The sequence below is a fragment of the Blastomonas sp. RAC04 genome (genome assembly GCF_001713435.1).
In the GTDB taxonomy this organism is placed as follows: domain Bacteria; phylum Pseudomonadota; class Alphaproteobacteria; order Sphingomonadales; family Sphingomonadaceae; genus Blastomonas; species Blastomonas fulva.
In genome coordinates this window covers 47,123-69,264 of record NZ_CP016458.1, presented here as the reverse complement: position 1 = coordinate 69,264, position 22,142 = coordinate 47,123, and the positions used below count along the sequence as shown (strand labels likewise).

General features: G+C 59.7%; 23 protein-coding genes. 22 read left to right on the top strand and 1 reads right to left on the bottom strand.

What is annotated here, in order from left to right; genetic code table 11:
- Positions 1–108: 108 nt before the first annotated feature.
- The 11 genes from trbB to BSY18_RS00285 are packed head-to-tail and all read left to right on the top strand — an operon-like array spanning position 109 to position 9,537.
- A complete protein-coding gene (trbB, locus tag BSY18_RS00330; protein WP_069049236.1) occupies positions 109–1,095 on the top strand; it encodes a P-type conjugative transfer ATPase TrbB in 987 nt (328 codons plus the stop codon).
- Positions 1,092–1,439: a TrbC/VirB2 family protein gene (locus tag BSY18_RS00325; protein WP_150126164.1), complete on the top strand. Its 348-nt coding sequence runs from the start codon at positions 1,092–1,094 to the stop codon at positions 1,437–1,439. Before trbB ends, BSY18_RS00325 begins: the two co-directional genes overlap by 4 nt.
- The gene (locus BSY18_RS00320; RefSeq protein ID WP_069049235.1) at positions 1,439–1,723 is read left to right on the top strand and encodes a VirB3 family type IV secretion system protein; all 285 of its coding nucleotides are present in this window, start codon (positions 1,439–1,441) and stop codon (positions 1,721–1,723) included. The genes BSY18_RS00325 and BSY18_RS00320 overlap by 1 nt, the downstream gene beginning before the upstream one ends.
- Positions 1,720–4,176, top strand: coding sequence for a conjugal transfer protein TrbE (trbE, locus tag BSY18_RS00315; RefSeq protein WP_069049234.1), 2,457 nt, complete (start codon positions 1,720–1,722; stop codon positions 4,174–4,176). Before BSY18_RS00320 ends, trbE begins: the two co-directional genes overlap by 4 nt.
- Positions 4,173–4,889 carry a P-type conjugative transfer protein TrbJ gene (gene trbJ, locus BSY18_RS00310; protein ID WP_069049233.1) on the top strand — a complete coding sequence of 239 codons (717 nt, stop codon included), beginning with the start codon at positions 4,173–4,175 and terminating at the stop codon, positions 4,887–4,889. The genes trbE and trbJ overlap by 4 nt, the downstream gene beginning before the upstream one ends.
- Positions 4,831–5,145 (top strand): putative entry exclusion protein TrbK-alt, encoded by a 315-nt coding sequence (gene trbK-alt / locus BSY18_RS20485; RefSeq protein WP_335617662.1) that lies wholly within the window; start codon positions 4,831–4,833, stop codon positions 5,143–5,145. The genes trbJ and trbK-alt overlap by 59 nt, the downstream gene beginning before the upstream one ends.
- Complete coding sequence (trbL, locus tag BSY18_RS00305) at positions 5,142–6,422, top strand: P-type conjugative transfer protein TrbL (protein ID WP_069049232.1); 1,281 nt, start codon at positions 5,142–5,144, stop codon at positions 6,420–6,422. Before trbK-alt ends, trbL begins: the two co-directional genes overlap by 4 nt.
- Positions 6,423–6,444: 22 nt before the next feature.
- Positions 6,445–7,128: a conjugal transfer protein TrbF gene (gene trbF, locus BSY18_RS00300; RefSeq protein WP_069049231.1), complete on the top strand. Its 684-nt coding sequence runs from the start codon at positions 6,445–6,447 to the stop codon at positions 7,126–7,128.
- On the top strand, positions 7,125–8,036 hold the full coding sequence (trbG, locus tag BSY18_RS00295; protein WP_069049230.1) for a P-type conjugative transfer protein TrbG: 912 nt from the start codon (positions 7,125–7,127) through the stop codon (positions 8,034–8,036). Before trbF ends, trbG begins: the two co-directional genes overlap by 4 nt.
- Positions 8,033–9,313 (top strand): TrbI/VirB10 family protein, encoded by a 1,281-nt coding sequence (locus BSY18_RS00290; protein ID WP_069049229.1) that lies wholly within the window; start codon positions 8,033–8,035, stop codon positions 9,311–9,313. The genes trbG and BSY18_RS00290 overlap by 4 nt, the downstream gene beginning before the upstream one ends.
- The gene (locus tag BSY18_RS00285) at positions 9,310–9,537 is read left to right on the top strand and encodes a DUF2274 domain-containing protein (RefSeq protein ID WP_069049228.1); all 228 of its coding nucleotides are present in this window, start codon (positions 9,310–9,312) and stop codon (positions 9,535–9,537) included. The genes BSY18_RS00290 and BSY18_RS00285 overlap by 4 nt, the downstream gene beginning before the upstream one ends.
- Before the next feature lie 376 nt (positions 9,538–9,913).
- On the opposite strand, the gene BSY18_RS00280 is transcribed toward BSY18_RS00285, so the two are convergent.
- Entirely contained in the window at positions 9,914–10,846 is a 933-nt protein-coding gene (locus BSY18_RS00280; protein ID WP_069049311.1) for a LysR family transcriptional regulator, read from the bottom strand.
- A gap of 104 nt (positions 10,847–10,950) precedes the next feature.
- Between BSY18_RS00280 and BSY18_RS00275 the strand changes: the two genes are divergently transcribed.
- The 11 genes from BSY18_RS00275 to BSY18_RS00225 all read left to right on the top strand — a co-directional run bounded on the left by BSY18_RS00275 (position 10,951) and on the right by BSY18_RS00225 (position 22,061).
- Entirely contained in the window at positions 10,951–12,099 is a 1,149-nt protein-coding gene (locus BSY18_RS00275) for a muconate/chloromuconate family cycloisomerase (RefSeq protein ID WP_069049227.1), read from the top strand.
- Positions 12,100–12,111: 12 nt separating this feature from the next.
- Positions 12,112–12,402 (top strand): muconolactone Delta-isomerase, encoded by a 291-nt coding sequence (catC, locus tag BSY18_RS00270; RefSeq protein WP_069049226.1) that lies wholly within the window; start codon positions 12,112–12,114, stop codon positions 12,400–12,402.
- A gap of 44 nt (positions 12,403–12,446) precedes the next feature.
- Positions 12,447–13,340 (top strand): dioxygenase family protein, encoded by an 894-nt coding sequence (locus tag BSY18_RS00265; protein WP_069049225.1) that lies wholly within the window; start codon positions 12,447–12,449, stop codon positions 13,338–13,340.
- A gap of 27 nt (positions 13,341–13,367) precedes the next feature.
- Positions 13,368–14,714 carry a Rieske 2Fe-2S domain-containing protein gene (locus BSY18_RS00260; RefSeq protein WP_069049224.1) on the top strand — a complete coding sequence of 449 codons (1,347 nt, stop codon included), beginning with the start codon at positions 13,368–13,370 and terminating at the stop codon, positions 14,712–14,714.
- Complete coding sequence (gene benB, locus BSY18_RS00255; protein WP_069049223.1) at positions 14,711–15,196, top strand: benzoate 1,2-dioxygenase small subunit; 486 nt, start codon at positions 14,711–14,713, stop codon at positions 15,194–15,196. Before BSY18_RS00260 ends, benB begins: the two co-directional genes overlap by 4 nt.
- Positions 15,189–15,980, top strand: coding sequence for a benzoate diol dehydrogenase BenD (gene benD / locus BSY18_RS00250; protein WP_069049222.1), 792 nt, complete (start codon positions 15,189–15,191; stop codon positions 15,978–15,980). The genes benB and benD overlap by 8 nt, the downstream gene beginning before the upstream one ends.
- 17 nt (positions 15,981–15,997) lie before the next feature.
- A complete protein-coding gene (locus BSY18_RS00245; protein WP_069049221.1) occupies positions 15,998–16,705 on the top strand; it encodes a CoA transferase subunit A in 708 nt (235 codons plus the stop codon).
- Complete coding sequence (locus BSY18_RS00240; protein WP_069049310.1) at positions 16,705–17,367, top strand: 3-oxoacid CoA-transferase subunit B; 663 nt, start codon at positions 16,705–16,707, stop codon at positions 17,365–17,367. Before BSY18_RS00245 ends, BSY18_RS00240 begins: the two co-directional genes overlap by 1 nt.
- Positions 17,367–18,158 (top strand): alpha/beta fold hydrolase, encoded by a 792-nt coding sequence (locus BSY18_RS00235; RefSeq protein ID WP_069049220.1) that lies wholly within the window; start codon positions 17,367–17,369, stop codon positions 18,156–18,158. The genes BSY18_RS00240 and BSY18_RS00235 overlap by 1 nt, the downstream gene beginning before the upstream one ends.
- The gene (gene pcaF / locus BSY18_RS00230) at positions 18,155–19,360 is read left to right on the top strand and encodes a 3-oxoadipyl-CoA thiolase (RefSeq protein ID WP_069049219.1); all 1,206 of its coding nucleotides are present in this window, start codon (positions 18,155–18,157) and stop codon (positions 19,358–19,360) included. The genes BSY18_RS00235 and pcaF overlap by 4 nt, the downstream gene beginning before the upstream one ends.
- A gap of 370 nt (positions 19,361–19,730) precedes the next feature.
- Positions 19,731–22,061 carry a TonB-dependent receptor gene (locus BSY18_RS00225; protein WP_069049218.1) on the top strand — a complete coding sequence of 777 codons (2,331 nt, stop codon included), beginning with the start codon at positions 19,731–19,733 and terminating at the stop codon, positions 22,059–22,061.
- Positions 22,062–22,142: the final 81 nt, after the last annotated feature.

The window sequence follows — 22,142 nt, the reverse complement described above, 5'->3', positions numbered from 1 at the left end:
CCACAGTTTCCGTTACTCAAAAGCCTGTTGAAACCACGCGGCGCATGCGTCTCTTAATCCGTCCGGCGCTCCGGACACTGTTGTCCGAAGCATTCACGGGGACGACACATGAGCGCAGAACCGATCCGGCAGGAAGCACACAGGCGCAGCGCAAACATGCTGCGTACCGCCTTTGGCAGCGCGATCGGCCAGTGGCTTGATGATCCCGAAATCATCGAGATCATGCTCAATCCTGATGGGCGGCTCTGGGTTGATCGGCTCGGCCAAGGTATCGCTGCCAGCCCTCATTTTCTCAGTCCCGCCGATAGCGAACGCATTATCCGGCTGGTCGCCCATCATGTCGGTGCAGAGGTGCATGCAAGGATGCCGCGCGTTTCCGCCGAGCTTCCGGGCGGCGGTGAACGGTTCGAAGGACTGCTTCCTCCTGTCGTTGCAGCTCCCGCCTTTGCGATCCGCAAGCCTGCTACTGCCGTCTTCACGCTTGCCGACTATGTCGCCGCCGGGATCATGTCGCGTGCCCAGGCAGCCAGCTTGCATCTCGCCGTTGCCGATCGCCGCAACATCCTGATCGCAGGCGGTACGGGGACCGGCAAGACGACATTGGCCAATGCCCTGCTCGCCGAGATGGCAGACACCGGCGACCGTATTGTCCTTATCGAGGACACACGCGAACTGCAGTGTACCGCGCCCAATTTTGTCGCCATGCGGACCTTCGACGGAGTCATGTCGCTGGCCGACTTAGTGCGCTCATCGCTCCGCCTCAGACCGGACCGCATCCCTATCGGGGAGGTGCGCGGGCGCGAGGCTCTCGATCTGCTCAAGGCCTGGGGCACCGGTCATCCCGGCGGCATCGGCACCATCCATGCCAGCAGCGCCGTCGGTGCCATGCTCCGGATGGAGCAGCTGATCCAGGAAGCCGTCGTCACGGTGCCGCGCGCTCTGCTTGCCCAGACCATCAACGTCGTGGCGGTACTCGTTCGTGACGGGGCGGGGCGGCGGCTCGCGGAGATTGCCGAGGTCGAAGGCCTCGATCCTGTCAGCGGAGACTATCGGATGACAACCGAGTTTTACCCCCAAATCGGAGACAACACATGATCAGCCAGGTTCCTGTTCTTCCCGCTCGTCGCAATCTGCCCAGGACGCTCGCATGCGGCTGCGCACTTGCAGCCGCTCTGCTCTTCGCGGTCCCGGTAGAGGCAGGCGGCTCTTCCATGCCCTGGGAAGCGCCGCTGCAGTCGATCCTCGAGAGCATCGAAGGACCGGTCGCCAAGGTCATTGCGGTCATCGTCATCATCGTCACCGGCCTCAGCCTGGCGTTCGGCGATACCTCGGGTGGTTTTCGACGGCTGATCCAGATTGTGTTCGGCCTTTCGATCGCCTTTGCAGCATCGAGCTTCTTTCTCAGCTTCTTCAGCTTCGGTGGCGGAGCGCTAATCTGATGGGGCAGGGTATTCCCTTCGGCTCGGATGACCTCCCGGGCTTTTATGCGCCGGTGCACCGTGCGCTGGCAGAGCCCATATTGCTGGGCGGCGCGCCGCGGGCTCTTGCCATCGTCAACGGCACATTGGCAGGTGCCGTAGGGCTCGGACTGAGACTGTGGCTCGTGGGCCTTGCGATCTGGGCGATCGGCCATGCCCTTTCAGTCTGGGCCGCCCGGCGCGACCCGCAATTCGTCGACGTTGCACGCCGCCACCTCAGATATCCGACCTGGATCCGGCCATGATGTCGCTCAGGGAATATCGGAGCAGATCCGCAAGGCTGGCAGACTTCCTCCCCTGGGTCGCACTGGTGGGGCCGGGCGTGGTGCTCAACAAGGACGGATCGTTCCAGCGCACTGCGCGCTTTCGCGGCCCCGATCTCGACAGCGCGACCTCCGCCGAACTGGTGGCCATCACCTCGCGCCTCAATAACGCCCTGCGCCGTCTGGGGTCGGGCTGGGCCGTATTCGTCGAAGCGCAGCGCGTTCCCGCACAGGCCTATCCTTTAAGCAGCTTTCCCGATCCTGTCTCGGCGCTCGTCGACATGGAGCGGCGCGAGCAGTTCCGGGAAAAGGGCACACATTTCGAGAGCTGCTACTATCTGACCCTGCTCTGGTTGCCGCCGCCGGAGGATGCCGCGCGCGCCGAAGGCTGGCTCTATGAGGGCAAGGCAGCAAAGGGTGTCGATCCCAAAGAGCTGGTCAAATCCTTTGTCGATAGAACGGATCGCGTGCTGCACCTCCTCGAGGGTTTCATGCCCGAGACGGGCTGGCTCGATGACGGTGCGACGCTGACCTATCTGCACAGCACGGTTTCCACCAAGGCCCAGCGCGTCCGGGTACCCGAGACGCCGGTCTATCTCGACGCCCTGCTGACCGATGAGCCGCTGACCGGCGGCCTCGAGCCCAGGCTGGGGCAGGCACATCTGCGCACACTCACGATCACGGGTTTGCCCACAGCAACCTTCCCAGGCCTGCTTGACGAGCTGAATGCCCAGGCCTTCCCCTACCGCTGGTCGACCCGCGCGATCATGCTCGACAAGACCGATGCGACCAGGCTTTTGACAAAGATTCGCCGTCAATGGTTCGCCAAGAGAAAATCGGTCGCAGCCATCCTCAAGGAAGTGATGACCAACGAGCAGTCGGTGCTCATGGACTCGGACGCATCGAACAAGGCCGCCGACGCCGACATGGCCCTGCAGGAACTGGGCGCCGACCACGCCGGTATTGCCTATGTCACTGCGACTGTGACCGTCTGGGACCATGATCCTGCACTCGCTGCGGAGAAGCTGCGCCTGGTCGAAAAAGTCATCCAGGGCCGCGACTTCACCTGCACCATCGAGGGCATGAATGCGATCGAAGCCTGGCTCGGATCGCTCCCCGGCCATGTCTACGGCAATGTCCGCCAACCCCCAATCTCTACCCTCAATCTCGCCCACCTGATCCCCCTGTCAGCGGTATGGGCGGGAGCGGAACGGGACGAGCATTTCGGTGACGCCCCCTTGCTTTACGGCAAGACCGAAGGCTCGACCCCGTTCCGCCTTTCCCTTCATATGGGCGATGTCGGCCACACGCTCATCGTCGGGCCGACAGGGGCGGGCAAGTCGGTGTTGCTGGCGCTGATGGCGCTGCAGTTCCGTCGTTATGCCGACGCGCAAATCTTCGCCTTCGATTTCGGCGGGTCGATCCGGGCAGCAGCGCTCGGGATGGGAGGCGACTGGCAGGATCTTGGGCACGCGCTCAGCGCCGATGGCGAGGACGAAAAGGTGGTTGCCCTGCAACCACTTGCCCGCATTGACAATCCGGGCGAACGCGCTTGGGCTGCCGAATGGCTGGCCGCCTTGCTCGCCAGCGAAGGCGTGGCCGTCGATCCTGCGGCCAAGGAGCACCTCTGGTCGGCGCTGACCTCGCTGGCGTCTGCCCCTCCGCCCGAACGCACCCTGACTGGGCTTGCCGTATTGCTGCAGTCGCAGGAACTGAAGCAGGCGCTCGCGCCCTATCTTGTAGGCGGCCCATGGGGCCGTTTGCTCGACGCCGAAGATGAGCAGCTTGGCGATGCGTCAGTTCAGGCGTTCGAGACCGAAGGGCTGATCGGCGCGTCATCAGCGGCCGCCGTGCTCGCCTATCTCTTTCACCGGATCGAGGGGCGGCTTGATGGCTCCCCCGCTATGATCATCATCGATGAGGGATGGCTGGTGCTCGACAGCCCGGCCTTTGCCGCGCAGCTGCGCGAATGGCTGAAAACGCTGCGCAAGAAGAACGCCAGTGTCATCTTCGCAACGCAGAGCCTCGCTGACATCGAAACCTCGTCAATCGCGCCCGCCATTATCGAGAGCTGTCCGACACGCATATTCTTGCCCAACGAGCGCGCAGCCGAACTCCAGATCGCGCGCGTGTATGAACGGTTCGGTCTCAATGCCCGGCAGATCGAGATCTTGAGCCGGGCAACGCCAAAGCGTGATTACTACTGCCAGTCACGACGCGGCAACCGGCTGTTCGAGCTTGGTCTTGGCGAGGTCGCACTCGCCTTCACCGCCGCATCTTCCACATCCGACCAGACCTGCATCGACGAACTTTTTGCTGCCCATGGCCGCGATTGCTTTGCTCCAGCTTGGCTCCGGCACCGCGGCCTCGACTGGGCGGCCGAGTTGCTGCCTCCCATTCCACCCGCTTTGCAAGAGAAGGAACCCGACCAATGAAAATGCCCATCTTTCGCCGTGCCTTCGCTGCAGCGAGCCTCGCCACGCTGGCTGCCGGCACATTGCTGGCAAGCCCGGTCCACGCACAGTTCGGCGGGATCGTCTATGATCCGTCCAATTACGCGCAGAATGTCATGACCGCAGCCCGGTCGCTTGAGCAGATCAACAACCAGATCCAGCAGCTTCAGAACCAGGCAACCAGCCTGATCAACGAAGCGCGCAACCTTGCCAGTCTGCCCGTCTCGACGATCGAGACGCTGCAGAGTCAAGTCGACCAGACCCGGCAATTGCTGAATGAGGCCCAGCGGATCGCTTATGATGTGACTGACGTCCAGCAGGTGTTCAACGGCCGCTACCGGGGCGCGGCACTGTCTGCGGGTCAGGCCCAGATGGTCGCCAACGCCAATGCGCGCTGGCAGGACAGCGTCGGCGCGTTCGAAGATGCGATGAAGTTGCAGGCCGGTATTGTCGGAAACCTTGGTGCGACCCGCAGCTCGGTCACGACCCTGGTCTCAGCCAGCCAGTCGGCAACCGGGGCGCTCCAGGCTGCACAAGCCGGCAATCAGTTGCTCGCAGTCCAGACCCAGCAACTTGCTGACCTGACGGCCGCACTCGCTGCCCAGGGGCGCGCGCAATCGATCGAAGCTGCACGCAATGCGGCTACAGAAGCGGAAGGCCGCGAGCGCTTCCGTCGTTTTCGGACCCGCAACTGACATGAGCCGGCTGGTCAGACTGGCAGCGGCGGCAGCCCTTGGTGGACTTTTGACGGTGATCGCGGTCGTCTCTTCGATGCGGCCGCCTTCACCACCGAGGACCACACAGATTATCGCTGGCGACACACCAGCGGCTAATCCCAACGCTGTCGATCTCAGGCGCTGCCGGGCAATCACCACAACGGACCCAGATTGTGACGCTGCGTGGGAGTCAGAGCGCCAGCGGTTCTTCCATGGACGGGAGCGTCAGCCATGAATGATACCGGCGTGATCGACGAGTTCCTGGCTGTCTTTACCCAATACATCGACAGTGGCTTCGGTTTGCTCGGTGGTGAAGTGGGCTTCCTGTCGTCCACCCTGATCGTGATCGACGTGACCATCGCTGCTTTGTTCTGGGCCTGGGGCACGGACGAAGATGTCCTGCAGCGGCTGATCAAGAAGACGCTCTATATTGGCACGTTCGCGTTCATCATCGGCAATTTTTCGAACCTTGCAGAAATCCTGTTCCAGAGCTTTGCCGGGCTCGGCCTTCAGGCCAGCGGCAGCGGCATGGCCATCGCAGAATTCATGCGCCCCGGCGTTGTCGCAGCCACTGGCCTCGACGCCGGACAGCCGTTGCTCGATGCAACGGCGGATCTGGTGGGGCCAGTAGGCCTTTTCACCAACTTCGTGCAGATCATGATCCTGCTGATTGCCTGGCTGATCGTTGTGATCGCGTTCTTCGTCCTCGCAATCCAGATCTTCGTCACAATCGTCGAGTTCAAGCTGGTCACAATGGCAGGCTTTGTCTTGCTGCCATTCGCCTTCTTCGGACGCACCGCCTTCATGGCTGAGCGCGTGCTCGGCCACATCATTTCGTCTGGAATCAAGGTGCTGGTGCTGGCCGTCATCACCGGCATCGGTACGACGCTATTTGCGCAGTTCATTGACGCAGGGTTGGGTGCCGAACCCGACATCCAGCAGGTCATGGCCATTGCCCTTGCAGCTTTGACACTTCTTGGCCTTGGCATCTTCGGTCCCGGTATCGCCAATGGAATTGTTGCAGGCGGTCCGCAGCTCGGCGCGGGCGGGGCTGCCGGAACTGCGATCGCTGCTGGTGCCACGCTCGCCGGAGGAGCCGCAGGCGGAAAACTTGCCGCCGGTGCCGCAGGATCGGCTTTTGCCGGAATGGCGGGCGGTGGTGCTCGCGCAGCCGGTGCGGTTTCGGGAGCCTATTCTGCAGGCGCCGCTGGAAGTTCCGGCAAAGCGGCAGTCGCATCAGGCCTGGCCAATGTTGCAAAGTCGGCTGCGGGAACCGCAACATCCCCGCTCCGACGCGCAGCCGACAGCCTCAAGGCCAGCTACGCTGCCGGGAAGGGCGGTGCGCCGAAAGACGCTGACGCAAGCGGGCACTCCGATGGTCCGCCAGCCTGGGCCACCGCACTGCGGCGACGGCAGACCATCGGTCAGGGCGCCTCGATCACTGCGCACACGCTGAAGGGCGGCGATAGCCATGGCAGCGGCTCAGGCCCCGACATCACCGACAAGAGCTGAACCCAAGAAAGAGGTCCTTCCCATGTTTCGACGCTCCTCCATCCGCTACGGCACCAGTCACGAACCCGTCACGCCCTACCAGCGCGCAGCCCAGGTGTGGGATGACCGAATTGGTTCGGCCCGTGTGCAGGCAAAGAACTGGCGCCTCGCCTTCTTTGGCTGTCTCGTTATCTCAGGTGGCCTGGCAGCAGGCCTGGTCTGGCAGTCTGCGCGTGGCACGATCACACCCTGGGTCGTCGAAGTCGACAAGCTTGGACAAGCCCAGGCCATCGCTCCGGCAGACGCCGATTTTCGTCCCACCGACCCGCAAATGGCATTTCACCTGGCCCGGTTCATCGAGCAGGTCCGTTCGGTTCCGGCTGATCCCATCGTCCTGCGGCGGGAATGGCTCAGAGCCTATGACTTCACTACCGATCGCGGCGCGCAGACGCTCAATGATTATGCGCGCAACAACGATCCTTTCGCGCAAGTCGGCAAGGTCCAGATTGCGGTCGATGTCTCGAGTGTCATCCGTGCGTCGAAGGACAGCTTCCGGGTCGCCTGGACCGAGCGGCGCTATCAGGACGGCATGCTTATCGAGACGTCGCGCTGGTCCGCCATTCTGACCACAGTCGTGCAGCCGCCGCGCACCCCCGATGCCCTGCGCAAGAATCCGCTCGGCCTGTTCATCAACGCCATCAACTGGTCAAAGGAGCTAAGCCAATGATTTCCCATTCGTATGCACGGCGGCTGACGCTAATGCTGTCGGCAGTTGCGGTCGCCAGCCTTCCGGTGTCGGCAATGGCACGGGCACCCCGCAATCCAGCCCTCGTGCAGCCCATACCGCCGACGCCCGAACCTGCAGACCCGCGTACGCGCATCAGGGGAGCAAATGCTGCTGCACGCGTCGAGCCTGAACGGACCAGTTATTTCAACGCGATCCAGCAATATGCCTATGCCGAAGGCGCGCTGTTCCAGATCTACACCTCGCCGGGGCATGTCACCAACATCATGCTCCAGCAAGGCGAAGAGCTGGTGGGTCCGGGGCCGGTCGCATCGGGCGATACAGTCCGCTGGATCATCGGAGATACGGTGAGCGGTAGCGGCCTTGCGCGCCGTGTCCATATTCTGATCAAGCCGACCCGGGCCGACATCAGTACCAATCTGGTCATCAACACCAACAGGCGCACCTATCATCTGGAACTCAGCGCCACGACGTCCACCTACATGGCAGCGGTATCGTGGACATATCCGCAAGATGCGCTGATTGCTCTGCGCAGCACTGAGGTTGAGGCCGAACGCACCGCGCCTGTGGCAGCAGGGATCGACTTTTCCACCCTGAACTTTGACTACCGCCTGGCTGGCGATCGGCCGACATGGCGGCCGGTACGGGTGTTTGATGACGGACGGCAGGTCTTCGTCGAATTTCCCCCAACTGTCGCAACCGGGGACATGCCGCCTCTCTTTGTAATCGGCGCGGACAGATCAGCAGAGCTCGTGAATTATCGGGTCCAAGGGCGCTTCATGGTCGTCGACAGGCTGTTCGATATGGCTGAGCTGCGGCTCGGTTCTGGCCGCAGCGCTCGCCATGTTCGCATTTTACGCGAATCGCAGCGGGGCGGAGGGCGCTCATGACTAAGCAGGCCCAGACGCAAGAAACTGCGTGTGACGACAAACTCACGGGTCATCCCGATGAACTGGTCGAGGAAACATCTGTGGCACCATCCGGCGCCGAAGATTTACGCATCATTGCAGAGCCGCCGCGGGTCATGCGCCTGTCGCGCAAGACCCTCGCCGCACTGGGATTTGTGGCCAGCCTTGGAATTGGTGGTTCACTGATCTACGCACTTCAACCCAAAGATGACGCGCCGCCAGAGAACCTCATCGACACCAACAGCCGCAATCGCGCGGATCAGGTAACGGGCGCACCTGCCAGCTACAGCGACGTCCCGAAGCTGGGACCACCGCTTGCGGATGGCGGCGGGGACCTCATAGGCCTTGGGCAGCAGGACGGCCAGAATGTTCCGATCTCGCCGATCGAACCGCCTGCCAACGATACGCCACCACCCGACCCAGGGATTGCAGCTGCCGAGCAAGCGCGCGAACGAGCTGCGGAAGAACGCGACAGCGCCAGAACCAGCCAGCTGTTTCTGGCAGGAAGCAGCAAAGGCGGGGAAGTCCCACCTTTGGCCTCGTCCAATCCAGCACCTGCAGCTGTCAACGCTGCCGGTGACACAACGCAGGCCCCTGCGGCCACCGCAACGTCAAGCCGCCAGGCGTTTCTCGGGCAAAGCAGCAATCGGGGCATGGAAAGTTCCGAGCGCATCATGCGTCTTGGTTCGCCCAATGTCGTGCAGGCCGGAAGCGTGATCCCAGCCGCGCTGATCACCGGTATCCGCTCGGATCTGCCTGGGCAAATCACGGCGCAGGTCACTCAGAATGTCTATGACAGTCCAACCGGGCGCATCCTGCTGATCCCGCAGGGTGCGCGACTGATAGGCGAGTATGACAGCGATGTCGCAGGCGGGCAGAACCGCGTGCTACTTGCCTGGGACCGTCTGATCTTTCCCGGAGGTCATTCTATTCTGCTCGACCGGCTGCCGGGTGGCGATGCCAGCGGTATGGCAGGCCTTGAAGACCGCACGGATTATCACTGGGGGAGCATGCTTAAGGCTGCCCTGATTTCAGCGCTTCTGGGTGTAGGAACTGACCTTGTCGCCAGTGACGACAGCGATCTTGTGCGCGCGCTGCGCTTCGGAACCCAGGATACCGTCAGCCAGACCGGGCGGCAGGTGGTGCAGCGACAATTGAATGTGCCGCCAACCCTGACCGTCCGCCCGGGCTTTGCTCTCAGGATCATCGTCACGCGCGATTTGATCCTTGAGCCATTCAAGACAGGAGCAACGCGATGACCCGCCTCAAGTTGGCAGACCTTACCGATGAAAAGCCCGTGCGCATGACGCTGGAAATCCCTGCGCGGTTGCATCGGACTTTGGCCGCTTATGCCGTTGCGGTAAATGGGGGTGACCCCAAAGGTGCCCCGACCGTCGAACTGCTTGTTCCGCCTATGCTGGAGAGGTTCATTGCCGCCGACCGGGCCTTTGCAAAGTCCCGCAAAACACGCAGCGGTGTCTGAAACCCACTGGAAACCGGCCGCCCTCTTTCGACTGCGTTGTGAAATGCAAGGCAGTCACACCAGCCTGCGTGCGAAAATGTGTCTAATTCTAATAACTTCCAGTTTCTGAAAGTTTCAATAAATTTGGATATGAGTGACCCGCTCCGGGATGCTGCAGGACGTTGTTCAACTGGCCAGCAGAATCAAAATCGCCAGAAAGGCGCGGTTCGGTTAGAAAGGTTATGTGTCGAGGCCGGTCAGTTGCGAAACAATTAGGCGGTCAGAACGACTGATTTGGCCGATTTCGAGTGCTGATTGCCCGCACGCATACCGGCTTATGTCTGCGTAAACCTCTCACCGCGAGCTGGACGTCGGAAACGATGTCCAGGCGGCCGGGTCACGGTTCTGCAGCAGCCTGGATTAAAGCAGGCGGAACAGGATACCCCCAGCCTTCATATTCGCCGGCTATGACAGCTGACATCGTCGCCAGTTCTATGGAGCTGTCGTTTATTCGGTGGCTCATGATAATTGGCGATGTGGCCGGTTCCAGCAGGTCGCGATAGACCACATCATGACTGCGGGATCGACTTACCGACTCAGGAATTATTGCCAGCCCTTCTTCAGCTGCAACAAGGCCAATGGCGATCTGCAATTCACGTACTTCGTGAGCAATCACAGGCTCAAGACCATGATCCCGAAACAGGGAGATCACCTGGTCGGCGTAGCTTGGACGCGGAGCACGCGGGTAGATGATCTGGGGTTCGCCCGCCACCTGCTTTATCGACAAGGGGCTGATTTGCGCGGCGAGCGGATGATCGCGAGGTAGCGCTACAGCAAGCCGTTCGTTGCGCAAAACTGTCCGCCTGATCGCCGGATCTTCAAATCGTACCCGCCCGAACCCGACATCTATTCGGCCTTCCTTGAGCGCAGTGATTTGATCCAAGGTTGTACTTTCGACAAGCACCAGGTCAACCTCGGGAGAAGACCTGCGAAATGCCCTGATCAGTTCGGGCAGCCGAGCATAAATTGTCGAGGCCACAAACCCGATGGTGAACCGCCGACGTTCTGCGAAGGCGGCGGCCTTCATCATCACGTGCATGTCGTCCATCCGGTCGATAACCTGCCGAGCCTGTTCGTGCAGCAGCAGTCCAAGCGGTGTCATTGCCAGCGGCTTTGCGCTGCGATCGAACAATGGACCTCCCACCTCGTCTTCCAATGCGCGGATAGTCCGGCTCAGCGGAGGCTGCGCCATGTTCAGTTGATCGGCCGCGCGCGAAAAGCTGCGCGCATTGGCTACGGCGAGGAACTGGCGAAGCTGTCGGAAATCCATGTCCATACCTTTAAGGTATAACGTAGGAACCGCAATGATCTTTGAACTGCTCCAGACAGATCGATACTCCGAACAAAACAAGCATGTCCTGGAGAGTCGACATTATGGCAGCATTTGGAACGATCGAGACGTTCATCGTCGATGTTCCGACCATCCGGCCCCATGTGCTGGCAATGGCGACCATGCATGCGCAATCGATGGTCATTGTGCGGATCATCGACGCAGATGGCGTGGAGGGTATCGGCGAAGGCACGACGATCGGCGGGTTGAGCTATGGCGAGGAAAGCCCCGAAAGCATCAAGTCAGCCATCGACACCTATATCGAACCGTTGCTGAGCGTGTGTGACCTGTCTCGGGTCAGGGAAACTATGGCTCGGATATCGCGCAGCGTGCGTGGTAACCATTTTGCGAAATGTGCGATTGAGACGGCCCTTCTCGATATGGCCGGCAAACGGCTTGGTCTGCCGGTTTCCGAGCTGATCGGCGGTGGGCGCGTCCGGTCTTCCCTTCCAGTCGCTTGGACACTCGCCAGCGGCGATACCTTGACTGACATAGAGGAAGGCGAGGCGATGCTGGACCAGCGCCGCCATCGGATTTTCAAACTCAAGATAGGCAAGCGCGATGTGGCTGCCGACGTCGCACACGTCGCTGCGATCTGCAAGGCGTTTGCCGGTCGCGCAAGCATTCGGGTCGACGTCAACCAGAACTGGACCGAAGTGCAGGCGGTGCGAGGAATGGCGATGCTGCATGATGCCGGGGTCGACTTGGTTGAACAGCCCGTAGCGCGAGACTCCCTCGATGCGATGGCACGCCTTTCGCAGCACCAAACGGTACCGCTCATGGCGGATGAGGCTCTCAACGGACCCCGATCGGCCTTCCGGATTGCTGCGGCGGCAGGAGCGGGGGTCTTTGCAGTCAAGATCGCGCAGTCTGGCGGTCTGCATGCAGCAAGCGAGGTTGCAGCAATTGCCGTGTCGGCCGGGATTGGCCTTTACGGGGGTACGATGTTGGAAGGCGGTGTTGGTACGGCTGCATCGGCACAGCTGTTTGCGACATTTCCGGAGCTTGAGTGGGGCACGGAACTGTTTGGACCGCTTTTGCTGACCGAGGAAATTCTGGCGACGCCGCTGGTCTATTCTGACTTCGAGCTTGCTGTGCCCGAAGGGCCGGGGCTCGGCATCGTCCTGGACGAGGACAAGGTCGCCCGATTTCGGCGCGATGCCAAAGCCCCTGCCATTTACGCCGTTGCTTGAAGGGATTTTCTGATGCTGTTCATGGTGGAAATGCAAGTCAACATTCCGCTCGGCTTCGACGCCGAAGAAGGGGCACGCCTCAAACTGGCGGAGAAAATGCGCTTTCAGGAACTGCAGGCGGCAGGCACTTGGCGTCACATCTGGCGGGTCGTTGGGCAATACGCAAACGTCAGCGTCTTTGATGTCGAGAGCACCGGCCAGTTGCACGACATTTTGATGGGTCTTCCCCTCTATCCTTTCATGACGATCAAGGTGACCCCGCTGTGTCGCCACCCATCCTCGATGCACGAGGACGACCGCTGAATATTCCACCAATGCAAAAAGACGATATTTGGGAGAGCTACATCATGGAAGAAGCCTTTGTTGATTCCGCACCAATTCGCAGTCTGCTGGACAGGGCTGCCGGGCTCGACGGCGAGGCTGGCGATCCGCGTCTTAAGGCAATTATGCGTGACCTGCTCGACGCAGCAGCGCGGGTGATTGTCCGTCATGACGTATCGGAAAGCGAGTTCTGGGGCGCGATCAAGTATCTCCAGAACAGCGCAGGCGAGATCGGCCTGATCGTTCCTGGCATCGGGCTCGAACATTTCATGGATCTATATTTGGATGCCAAGGACGCTGCCGCCGGGCTGACCGGCGGAACCCCGCGGACGATCGAGGGCCCTCTCTATGTAGCAGGGGCGCCTCTGGTCGAAGGGTTTGACGTCAACCTGACCGATGATCCCGATGACACCACCAGCCTTTACATGACCGGCCAGGTAAAGGGTCCCGATGGAGAACCTGTTGCCGGTGCAATCATGCACGTCTGGCACGCAAACTCGAAAGGCTGGTACTCACACTTTGACCCTACGACCGAGCAGACGCCGTTCAACAACCGGCGCCGCATAAAGCTCGGGGCGGATGGGCGCTATGCTTTCCGGTCGAAGATGCCCAAGGGCTACAGCGTGCCACCAGGCGGGGCAACGGACATACTCATGCAGGCCGTGGGGCGTCACGGCAATCGCCCCGCACATGTGCACTTTTTCATCGAAGCTCCTGGCTATCGCCAGCTGACGACGCAGATCAATTTCGGCGACGATCCGTTCGCGCATGACGACTTTGCATTCGGTACCCGCGCAGGGTTGTTGCCGGTCCCGATGCGGCAAGGCGATAGCGCTTCGATCACCTTTGATTTTGAGTTGCAGCGCGCTCGCCACGCTGAGGACGAGCAATTGTCGACGCGCGCCCGCGCTGAGGCTTGAACAAGCGATACAGAGGAGACTGGTAGCATGTCAGCATCACTCAGGGCTCGGATCGAAACGGCGGTTGTCGATGATGCGGATACCGGGCAGTTCCGGTGTCGGCGGGACATTTTCACCGATCCTGATCTTTTTGAACTCGAAATGGCGCACATCTTCGAAGGCAACTGGGTCTACCTGGCACACGAAAGCCAGATTGCAACGACCAACGACTGGCTGGCAGTGACGGTGGGTAGGACACCAGTCGTCATTACCCGCACCAAGGATGGCGCGCTCAATGCCTTCATCAATGCCTGCTCCCATCGAGGTGCGATGCTGTGCCGGCGCAAGCGCGGCAGCGGACGGGTGTTGGTGTGCCCCTTCCATGGCTGGAGTTTTACGAACGACGGAAAATTGCTCAAGGCCAAGGACGAAGCAACCGGCGCCTACCCAGCCTCGTTCAACGTCGATGGTTCTCATGACCTGACCCGTCTGGCACGCTTCGAAAGCTACCGGGGCTTCCTGTTTGGCAGCGTCAATGCCGATGTTGCATCGCTGGATGAATATCTGGGCGAGACCAAGGTAATCATCGACCAGATAGTCGACCAGGCGCCGGACGGCATCGAGGTATTGGCTGGCAGCTCGTCATACATTTTTGACGGAAACTGGAAGTTGCAGATGGAAAATGGCTGCGACGGCTACCACGTCAGTTCGGTTCATTACAATTATGCCAAGACCATGGGTCGGCGTGCCGAAGGGGGCACAAAAGCGGTTGATGCGAACGGTTGGTCCAAGGCTGTCAGCGGTGTGTACGGGTTCGACAATGGCCATATTTTGCTCTGGACCAAGGTGCTCAATCCTGAGGTTCGGCCTGTATGGTCACACAAGGAGCAACTGGAAGACCGACTAGGCAAGGACCGCACGCGTTTCATCGTCGAGCAGAGCCGCAATCTTGCCTTGTACCCCAACGTGTTTCTGATGGACCAGTTTTCGACGCAAATCCGCGTCGTCCGTCCAATCGACGTGAACCATACAGAAGTGACAATCTACTGCTTTGCACCCAAGGGCGAGAGCGCAAAACTGCGGGAAACACGGATCCGGCAGTATGAGGATTTCTTCAACGTCTCGGGCATGGGAACGCCGGATGATCTTGAAGAATTTCGCACGTGCCAGACGTCCTATGCCGGCGCTGGCGGTCTTTGGAACGACCTCAGTCGCGGAGCAAAGCGCTGGATCGAGGGACCCGATGAGAATGCCCTTGCCATGGGGATGAACCCGCTACTCAGCAGCGAGCGTAGCGAGGACGAAGGTCTGTTCGTCCGCCAGCACGAATACTGGGCCAAGGCGCTGCTAGGCGGCCTTGATCGCGGCGATCGTATCTCGGGGGAGATGGCATGAGCGCTTTAATCGAAGTGCAAGCGTTCCTCTATCGCGAGGCACGGCTGCTCGATGACAGGCAATGGCAGAAATGGCTCGAATGCTACACGCCGGATTGCACATACTGGATGCCGGCATGGACTGATGACGATGAACTGGTCACTGATCCTCAAAGCCAGATTTCGCTGATCTACTACGCCAACCGTCAGGGTTTGGAAGACCGGGTCTACCGCATCGAAACGGAACGTTCGAGTGCAAGCACCCCGGAGCCGCGCACGGTACACATGCTGGCCAACATCGAGCTGCTGGAAGACCGCGGCGGCGAAATCGATCTGCGCTACAACTGGCACACGCTGAGCCACCGCTTCAAGGCGACCAACCAGTTCTTTGGCACTACCTTCTGCACGCTGCGGCGCGCCAGCAACGACTTCAGGATCTGCGCCAAGAAAATAGTGCTGAAGAACGATTACATTCACCAGGTCATTGACGTTTACCATGTCTGAGCCAGCACAGCCCTTCCGCGGTCGTTTCGCAGGCAAATTCATGGTCGTGACAGGCGCTGCGCAAGGCATCGGACGCGGCGTGGCGGTGCGGGCCGCAGCGGAAGGAGCGCAAGTCCTCCTTGTCGACCGGGCCGATTTGGTAAGCGAAGTTGCGTCTCAAATAGGGTCTTCAGCTCACGGGTTTCTCGCGGACCTGGAGGACCATGCAGGCGCGCTCGCAACGATGGCCAAGGCAATCGAGCTGTTTGGCAGGATCGATATTCTGATCAACAATGTTGGCGGAGCAATCCGGATGCGACCGTTTGCCGAATTTACGGCCGATCAGATCGATGCCGAGATCCGCCGCTCTTTGATGCCAACTTTATACTGCTGCCATGCGGTTCTCCCGTCCATGCTGGCGCAGCAGTCCGGGACGATCGTAAACGTCTCCTCCAATGCAACCCGCGGCATCCGTCGTGGGCCATACTCGGCTTCGAAGGGCGGTATTAATGCACTCACACAATGCCTGGCGATGGAATATGCTCAGCAGGGGATAAGGGTTGTTGCTACCGCTCCAGGTGGTACCGCAGCGCCAGCCCGCATAGTGCCGCGCAATGCTGAGGGCGACACGGCACAAGAGCAGGCTTGGATGGCCGAGGCAGTCGAGCAGGTGACCAGTTCGACGTTCTTCAAGCGGTATGCAACGCTTGACGAGCAGATTGCACCTATCCTGTTCCTCGCATCGGACGAGGCAAGCTACATCACCGGAACCGTCCTGCCTGTCGCCGGCGGCGACCTTGGCTGATTGCAAAAGGCAAACCTATGTCAAAAATCTATTCAAGCCCTGCAGCTGCCGTGTCCGGAGTTCTCTTTGACGGCATGACCATCATGTCCGGCGGGTTTGGCCTTTCCGGAAACCCCGAAAGCTTGATTCCCGAAATTCGCAAGGCAGGGGTGCGCAATCTGACGGTGATCTCGAACAATGCCGGCGCTGACGGGTTCGGCCTGTGGATGCTGCTCGAAAGTCGCCAGATTCGAAAGATGATTTCGTCCTATGTCGGTGAGAACAAGCTCTTTGAAGACCTCTACCTTTCAGGAGATCTCGATCTGGAGCTCAATCCGCAAGGGACTCTGGCCGAGCGGATCAGGGCAGGGGGCGCAGGTATCCCCGCATTTTACACCCGTACTGGCGTTGGAACACTGGTCGCCGAAGGAAAGCCTCTCGAGGTATTTGAGGGAGAAGAATACGTGCGCGAAACCTGGCTGCGGGCAGACCTTGCAATCATCAAGGCTTGGCGCGCTGACCCGGAAGGCAATCTGATGTTCCGTCGTACTGCGCGCAACTTCAATCCCAACATGGCGACCGCAGCGAAAGTCACCGTTGTCGAGGTGGAGGAAATCGTGCCTGCGGGCACATTCGACCCCGACTGCATCCACACTCCGGGCATATACGTCGACCGCATCGTGCTTTCCACAATCAACGAAAAGCGCATCGAGAAGCTGACGGTCCGTCCACGGGAGATCGCATGATGCCATGGAACCGCAATCAGATGGCGGCGCGTGCTGCAATGGAACTCCACGATGGCGATTACGTCAATCTGGGTATTGGCATTCCCACGCTCGTGGCGAATTACGTTCCGGCAGGAATGAAAGTTACCTTGCAGAGCGAAAATGGCATGCTTGGCATCGGACCATTTCCTTATGAAGGAGAAGCGGATCCTGACCTGATCAATGCCGGCAAGCAGACTATCACGGCTCTGCCTACATCCAGCTTCTTTTCCTCGGCAGACAGCTTCGCGATGATCCGCGGCGGTCATATCGACATGGCCGTTCTGGGAGCAATGGAAGTCGGCATGAATGGCGATCTCGCCAACTGGACCATTCCCGGCAAGATGGTGAAGGGCATGGGAGGCGCGATGGACCTCGTCGCCGGGGTCAAACGGATCGTCGTTGTGATGGATCACATAGCCAAGTCGGGTGCGCCCAAGATCCTTGAAAAGTGTACGCTTCCGTTGACCGGACGCCGCGTGGTGGACCTGATTGTCTCGGACCTGGCCGTGATTTCCGTCGATCGCAAGGAAGGTGGGCTTACGCTAGTCGAGCTGGCGCCGGATGTTACGGTAGACGAGGTGCTGAGCAAAACCGGAGCACCTATCGATGTTTCAACCTTTGCGGCAGCAAGGCAGAACTGATGCCGTTCAGCACGCAAACTGGGCCCAGGATTTACTGGAAGCTTGAAGGGTGTGACGAAGCTCCAGCACTCGTCCTGCTGAATTCGATCGGTACGGATATGGGACTGTGGGCTGCCTGCCTGCCGCATCTGCGCAAATCGTTCCGGGTGCTGACCATCGACACCCGGGGTCACGGTGCCTCCGACATCGTCAGCGGTGATTACACGCTTGGCGCACTGGCAAGCGACGTGCTTGGATCGATGGATGCTGCCGGTTTGTCTTCGGCTGCCATTGCCGGGGTGTCTCTCGGCGGCATGATCGCCATGGAAATGGCGCTTTCACAGCCTGAGCGGTGTGATGCGCTGGCGTTGATCTGTACGTCTGCAACCATGGACAAAGCGGCATGGGCAGATCGTGTGTCCAAGGTTCGCACAAGCGGTATGCTAGGCCTGGTCGATCTGTTGATGGGACGCTTCCTGTCCGAACAATTTACCGCGCGGGAGCCTGCAGTCGCAGCGAGCATCCGGCGCGGCCTTATAAAAATGGATCCTGCTGGCTATTCAGGCTGCGCTGCTGCCATTCGCGACATGGATATCGCCCATCGGATAACCGCTATCGCGCAACCCACTGCGGTAATGACAGGCGATCTTGATAGCTCGACGCCGCTTCCAGGTCATGGCGACTATCTTTTGGCCAGCATTGCAGGCTCCAGACATGTGAGGTTGCCGACGGCGCACCTTGCGCCGCTCGAAGCACCAGAATCTCTGGCGGCGCATCTAACCGCCTTTTTTGCAGGGGCGATGAATTCATGAACGAAGCCTTCATCTGCGATGCCATTCGTACACCTATCGGCAAGCTGAACGGTTCGCTCTCCGCTATTCGTGCAGACGATCTGGCGGCGCTGCCCATCCGCGCATTGCTGCGGCGCAACCCCACTCTCGCGGACGCTGATATTGACGACGTCATTCTTGGTTGTGCCAACCAGGCCGGTGAGGACAATCGCAATGTCGCAAGGATGGCAGCGCTTCTGGCTGGCCTTCCTGAAACAGTGCCAGGCGTTACGGTCAACAGGCTTTGCGCCTCAGGCCTGAATGCCATCGGCATCGCGGCTCAGGCAATCCGATCGGGCGATGCCAGCCTCATCATTGCAGGCGGGGCCGAAAGCATGACGCGGGCGCCTTACGTATTGGGCAAGGCCGGCAACGCATTCGACCGCACTCAGATGATTGAGGACACGACATTAGGGTGGCGCTTTGTGAACCCGGCGATGAAAGCCGCCTATGGTGTCGATACGATGCCGCAGACCGCCGAGATTGTGGCCGAGCAATGGAATGTCAGCCGCGAGGACCAGGACCGCTTCGCCTGCGCCAGCCAGGAGAAGGCTGACCGCGCGATCAGGTCAGGGCGGTTTGCAGCTGAAATCGACCCTGTGGACATCGCGCGGTCAAAGCAGCCGCCTTCAATTTTCGACTGCGACGAGCACCCGCGCATCAGCACCCTCGACGCTCTGGCACGACTCAAGCCTATCGTGCGTACCGATGGGACTGTCACCGCGGGCAATGCATCTGGTCTGAATGACGGCGCAGCGGCTATGATCATTTCCACTGCCGAAGCCGCAAGCAGGTGCGGGTTGACCCCGCGCGCCCGGATACTGGGCATGGCCAGTGTAGGTGTCGCCCCACGCATCATGGGGATTGGCCCGGTGGAGGCCGCACGCAGGGTATTATCGCGATGCGGCCTTGTAGTAAGCGATCTCGACGTGATCGAATTGAATGAGGCATTTGCAAGTCAGGCCGTCGCTAGTCTGAGAGAACTTGATATCGATCCGTTCGCCGACGGCCGGGTAAATCCGAACGGTGGGGCCATAGCATTGGGTCATCCGCTGGGCATGTCGGGTGCCCGGATAATCATGACGGCGGTCGAAGAACTTCGCAGGATCAAAGGACGTTTTGCTCTTGCGTTCATGTGCGTTGGTGTCGGTCAAGGGGCAGCTCTCCTGATCGAGAGGGCTTAGGCATCCTCATGTCGGTTCAAAAGGTCGCTTCAAATATAGTGGACGAATGGATGCCGTAACGAGCGACAGCTATACTGCGCGGTCCGAGCGCGTACGCTCGATGTTGGCTACATGCCCTCGGAAGCGATTGCGAAAGCAGATTGTCTTGCTTTGACACTCATCCACCCATGGCAGTCATCAAGGATCGCTGTCAGCGACACAGGTGAATGACTAAATTGCCAAACAGGGGCCTCGGAACGGTCCCACGATAGGCTGACGGTGAGCGTATCGACGCAATGAATAGCTTCAATCCCAGACAAGCAATTTGTCGCCTTGGCAGCTGAGCGTTACCCCAAATCGATCAATTCAAAAAAAGATCTAGGGGAGGCATATGACCAACAGATTCGTGCTGCGTTGCAGCGTCGCGCTTGCTGCAATATCCGTATCGGCGCCCACGCTTGCTCAAGAGGCGACGCAAGGCCAACCAGAAACAGGTGGGCTTGAAGAGATCGTTGTTACAGCTCAGCGTCGTGAAGAAAGTCTCCAGAAGGTGGCAGTAGCCGTGTCCGCCGTTTCAGGGGATGCCATCATCAACGCAGGGGCATCAGATGCTGTCGGCCTGTCACGTCTCGTCCCCTCGCTTGTCATCCAACCTGCAGCAGGCACCTCCCTGAGCCTCTACCTGCGTGGCGTAGGTTCGCAACAAGGCAACTCGTTCGCGGAAAATGCGATTGCCCTGAATGTCGGTGGCGTCTTTATCGCTCGGCCTTCATCGCTCGGCGGAATCTTCTACGATCTGGAGCGAGTTGAAGTTGTCAAAGGTCCGCAAGGTACTCTGTACGGACGCAATGCCACCGGCGGTGCAATCAACGTTATTCCCCGCAGGCCCATTCTTGGCGAATTTGGCGGAAATGCCACGTTCGAATACGGGAACTACGACAGCCTGAAGCTGGCGGGGGCTCTGAACCTGCCGATTGGCGAGAACGTGGCGGTGCGTCTGGCGACGCAGATCGTCGATCGTGATGGCTATCTTTCGGATGGGTATCAGGACGATAGCGGCCAGGCAGTGCGCGCCTCCATCCTCGCAAAGCCGACTGATGGCTGGTCAATCCTCGTGTCTGCAGACTATTTCCATCAAGGTGGCCAGGGCATTGGCAGCGTGTTGTCGCCAGGGTCAGCATTTCCTGTTGGAGTGAGTGCAGGCTATGCTGCTCCTGCACTTTCACGCAGGATTGGTGGATCCGACCCTCGCAGCGTGGCAGCTCTCGCTGCATTCGCAGGCACGCTGTTCGCTCCGCCCTTCTGTGGCGGCTTTGGCGGCTTTGTGAGAAGTGGATGTGTCGCTCCACCACGCGCAGACGGTTTTGTAGACTCAGATTATTACGGAATCAGCGCTGAAATCGAGGGCGACCTCGGTTTTGCAACACTGACGATCGTCCCTGCATATCGACGCAGCGATAACAAATATGATGGTTATGCGCCGGGTTTTCTGACCCGGACGGATGAGGTGAGCAAGCAGACGTCGCTGGAAGTCCGACTGTCCTCGAATGGCAGTTCGCCCTTCCAATACGTGCTGGGCGGCTACTATTTCGACGAAGACCAGTCTGCCCTCAACTTCTTTGATCAGGGCACGATCTCGACGACACGATTCACCCCCAATTTGGGCACAAAGAGCTATGCTGCCTTTGGCCAGGGGACCTATTCAGTTACCGACACCTTCCGAATTGTCGCAGGCGGGCGCTACACCAAGGAGGACCGCACACAGCTGACAGCCCTTGCATCTGGCGGTCTGCCTGGCGTGGTGCTTCCTCCGCTTGGTGCACCGTTTGCTGGCGATCAGCAATTCAAGCGGTTCACCTGGAAACTTGGTGTGGAAGCTGACATCGCAGATGCTTCACTCCTGTATGCCAACGTCGCAACCGGGTTCAAGGCAGGAGGGTTCTTCGTAGCTTCCCCGCCGAACAATACGTTCAGGCCGGAAAAGCTCACTGCATACACTGTGGGTTCCAAAAACCGGTTCTTAAACGGCCGCATTCAACTCAACCTCGAAGGGTTCTACTGGGATTATACCGACCAGCAGATCTCGTTCGTGGGACCTGTCCAGTCAGGGCCTATTTCGGTTCCTGGCGGCGTTACCATCAATGCCGGTCGCGCCAGAATGTTTGGGGTGGATACAGAACTGCGCGTCAAAGTCGGCGATCACGGCCTGTTCTCGGTCGACTTCCAGTATCTCAATGCCAAGTACAAGGCGCTGGCATATACCGCGATTTCCGCCTCTGGTGGGCCAATCCGCAATGGATGCGCGATCACGAACGGCCGTCAGGCTAACCCGGGAACACCAATTCCTTCACGGCTGTTTGACATCAATTGCTCGGGGTTCCCGACGATCAACTCTCCAAAGTTCTCTTTGAATCTGGGCTATGACCACGAGATACCGGTAGGCGATCTGACATTTGTTCTCGGTGCCCGCACACGAATTGAATCCAGCCGCTTCACCAATATCGAATATCTGCCCGAGCAGCGGCAGGGTGGCTACATGACGTCGGATGCCTATGTCACATTGGAAGGTCCGGACAAGCGTTGGTCGCTGACCGCGTTCATGAACAACATCGAAGATGAAACGATACTTGGCGGTACCGTCGTGCGCCCCGTCCTCCAGACGGTTTACTCGGTATTGCGCCCGCCACGTACCTATGGCCTGCGGGCGTCGTTCAACTTTTGACCGCGATCTCGGTTGAGCATCAATCACCTGTGGTTGTGAAGTGCAACCGCAGGTGATTTCATAGTTACACGTTAGGGGCTG

Excerpts from the sequence above, each read along its gene's own strand:
- trbL (WP_069049232.1), top strand. The coding sequence starts at position 5,142 with ATGAATGATACCGGCGTGATCGACGAGTTCCTGGCTGTCTTTACCCAA.
- trbF (WP_069049231.1), top strand. The coding sequence starts at position 6,445 with ATGTTTCGACGCTCCTCCATCCGCTACGGCACCAGTCACGAACCCGTC.
- benD (WP_069049222.1), top strand. The coding sequence starts at position 15,189 with ATGTCTGAGCCAGCACAGCCCTTCCGCGGTCGTTTCGCAGGCAAATTC.
- benB (WP_069049223.1), top strand. The coding sequence starts at position 14,711 with ATGAGCGCTTTAATCGAAGTGCAAGCGTTCCTCTATCGCGAGGCACGG.
- BSY18_RS00320 (WP_069049235.1), top strand. The coding sequence starts at position 1,439 with ATGGGGCAGGGTATTCCCTTCGGCTCGGATGACCTCCCGGGCTTTTAT.
- BSY18_RS00290 (WP_069049229.1), top strand. The coding sequence starts at position 8,033 with ATGACTAAGCAGGCCCAGACGCAAGAAACTGCGTGTGACGACAAACTC.
- pcaF (WP_069049219.1), top strand. The coding sequence starts at position 18,155 with ATGAACGAAGCCTTCATCTGCGATGCCATTCGTACACCTATCGGCAAG.
- BSY18_RS00280 (WP_069049311.1), bottom strand. The coding sequence starts at position 10,846 with ATGGATTTCCGACAGCTTCGCCAGTTCCTCGCCGTAGCCAATGCGCGC.
- BSY18_RS00275 (WP_069049227.1), top strand. The coding sequence starts at position 10,951 with ATGGCAGCATTTGGAACGATCGAGACGTTCATCGTCGATGTTCCGACC.
- trbG (WP_069049230.1), top strand. The coding sequence starts at position 7,125 with ATGATTTCCCATTCGTATGCACGGCGGCTGACGCTAATGCTGTCGGCA.
- trbJ (WP_069049233.1), top strand. The coding sequence starts at position 4,173 with ATGAAAATGCCCATCTTTCGCCGTGCCTTCGCTGCAGCGAGCCTCGCC.
- BSY18_RS00265 (WP_069049225.1), top strand. The coding sequence starts at position 12,447 with ATGGAAGAAGCCTTTGTTGATTCCGCACCAATTCGCAGTCTGCTGGAC.
- trbE (WP_069049234.1), top strand. The coding sequence starts at position 1,720 with ATGATGTCGCTCAGGGAATATCGGAGCAGATCCGCAAGGCTGGCAGAC.
- trbB (WP_069049236.1), top strand. The coding sequence starts at position 109 with ATGAGCGCAGAACCGATCCGGCAGGAAGCACACAGGCGCAGCGCAAAC.
- trbK-alt (WP_335617662.1), top strand. The coding sequence starts at position 4,831 with ATGCGGCTACAGAAGCGGAAGGCCGCGAGCGCTTCCGTCGTTTTCGGA.
- BSY18_RS00260 (WP_069049224.1), top strand. The coding sequence starts at position 13,368 with ATGTCAGCATCACTCAGGGCTCGGATCGAAACGGCGGTTGTCGATGAT.
- BSY18_RS00285 (WP_069049228.1), top strand. The coding sequence starts at position 9,310 with ATGACCCGCCTCAAGTTGGCAGACCTTACCGATGAAAAGCCCGTGCGC.
- BSY18_RS00225 (WP_069049218.1), top strand. The coding sequence starts at position 19,731 with ATGACCAACAGATTCGTGCTGCGTTGCAGCGTCGCGCTTGCTGCAATA.
- BSY18_RS00325 (WP_150126164.1), top strand. The coding sequence starts at position 1,092 with ATGATCAGCCAGGTTCCTGTTCTTCCCGCTCGTCGCAATCTGCCCAGG.
- BSY18_RS00235 (WP_069049220.1), top strand. The coding sequence starts at position 17,367 with ATGCCGTTCAGCACGCAAACTGGGCCCAGGATTTACTGGAAGCTTGAA.
- BSY18_RS00240 (WP_069049310.1), top strand. The coding sequence starts at position 16,705 with ATGCCATGGAACCGCAATCAGATGGCGGCGCGTGCTGCAATGGAACTC.
- catC (WP_069049226.1), top strand. The coding sequence starts at position 12,112 with ATGCTGTTCATGGTGGAAATGCAAGTCAACATTCCGCTCGGCTTCGAC.
- BSY18_RS00245 (WP_069049221.1), top strand. The coding sequence starts at position 15,998 with ATGTCAAAAATCTATTCAAGCCCTGCAGCTGCCGTGTCCGGAGTTCTC.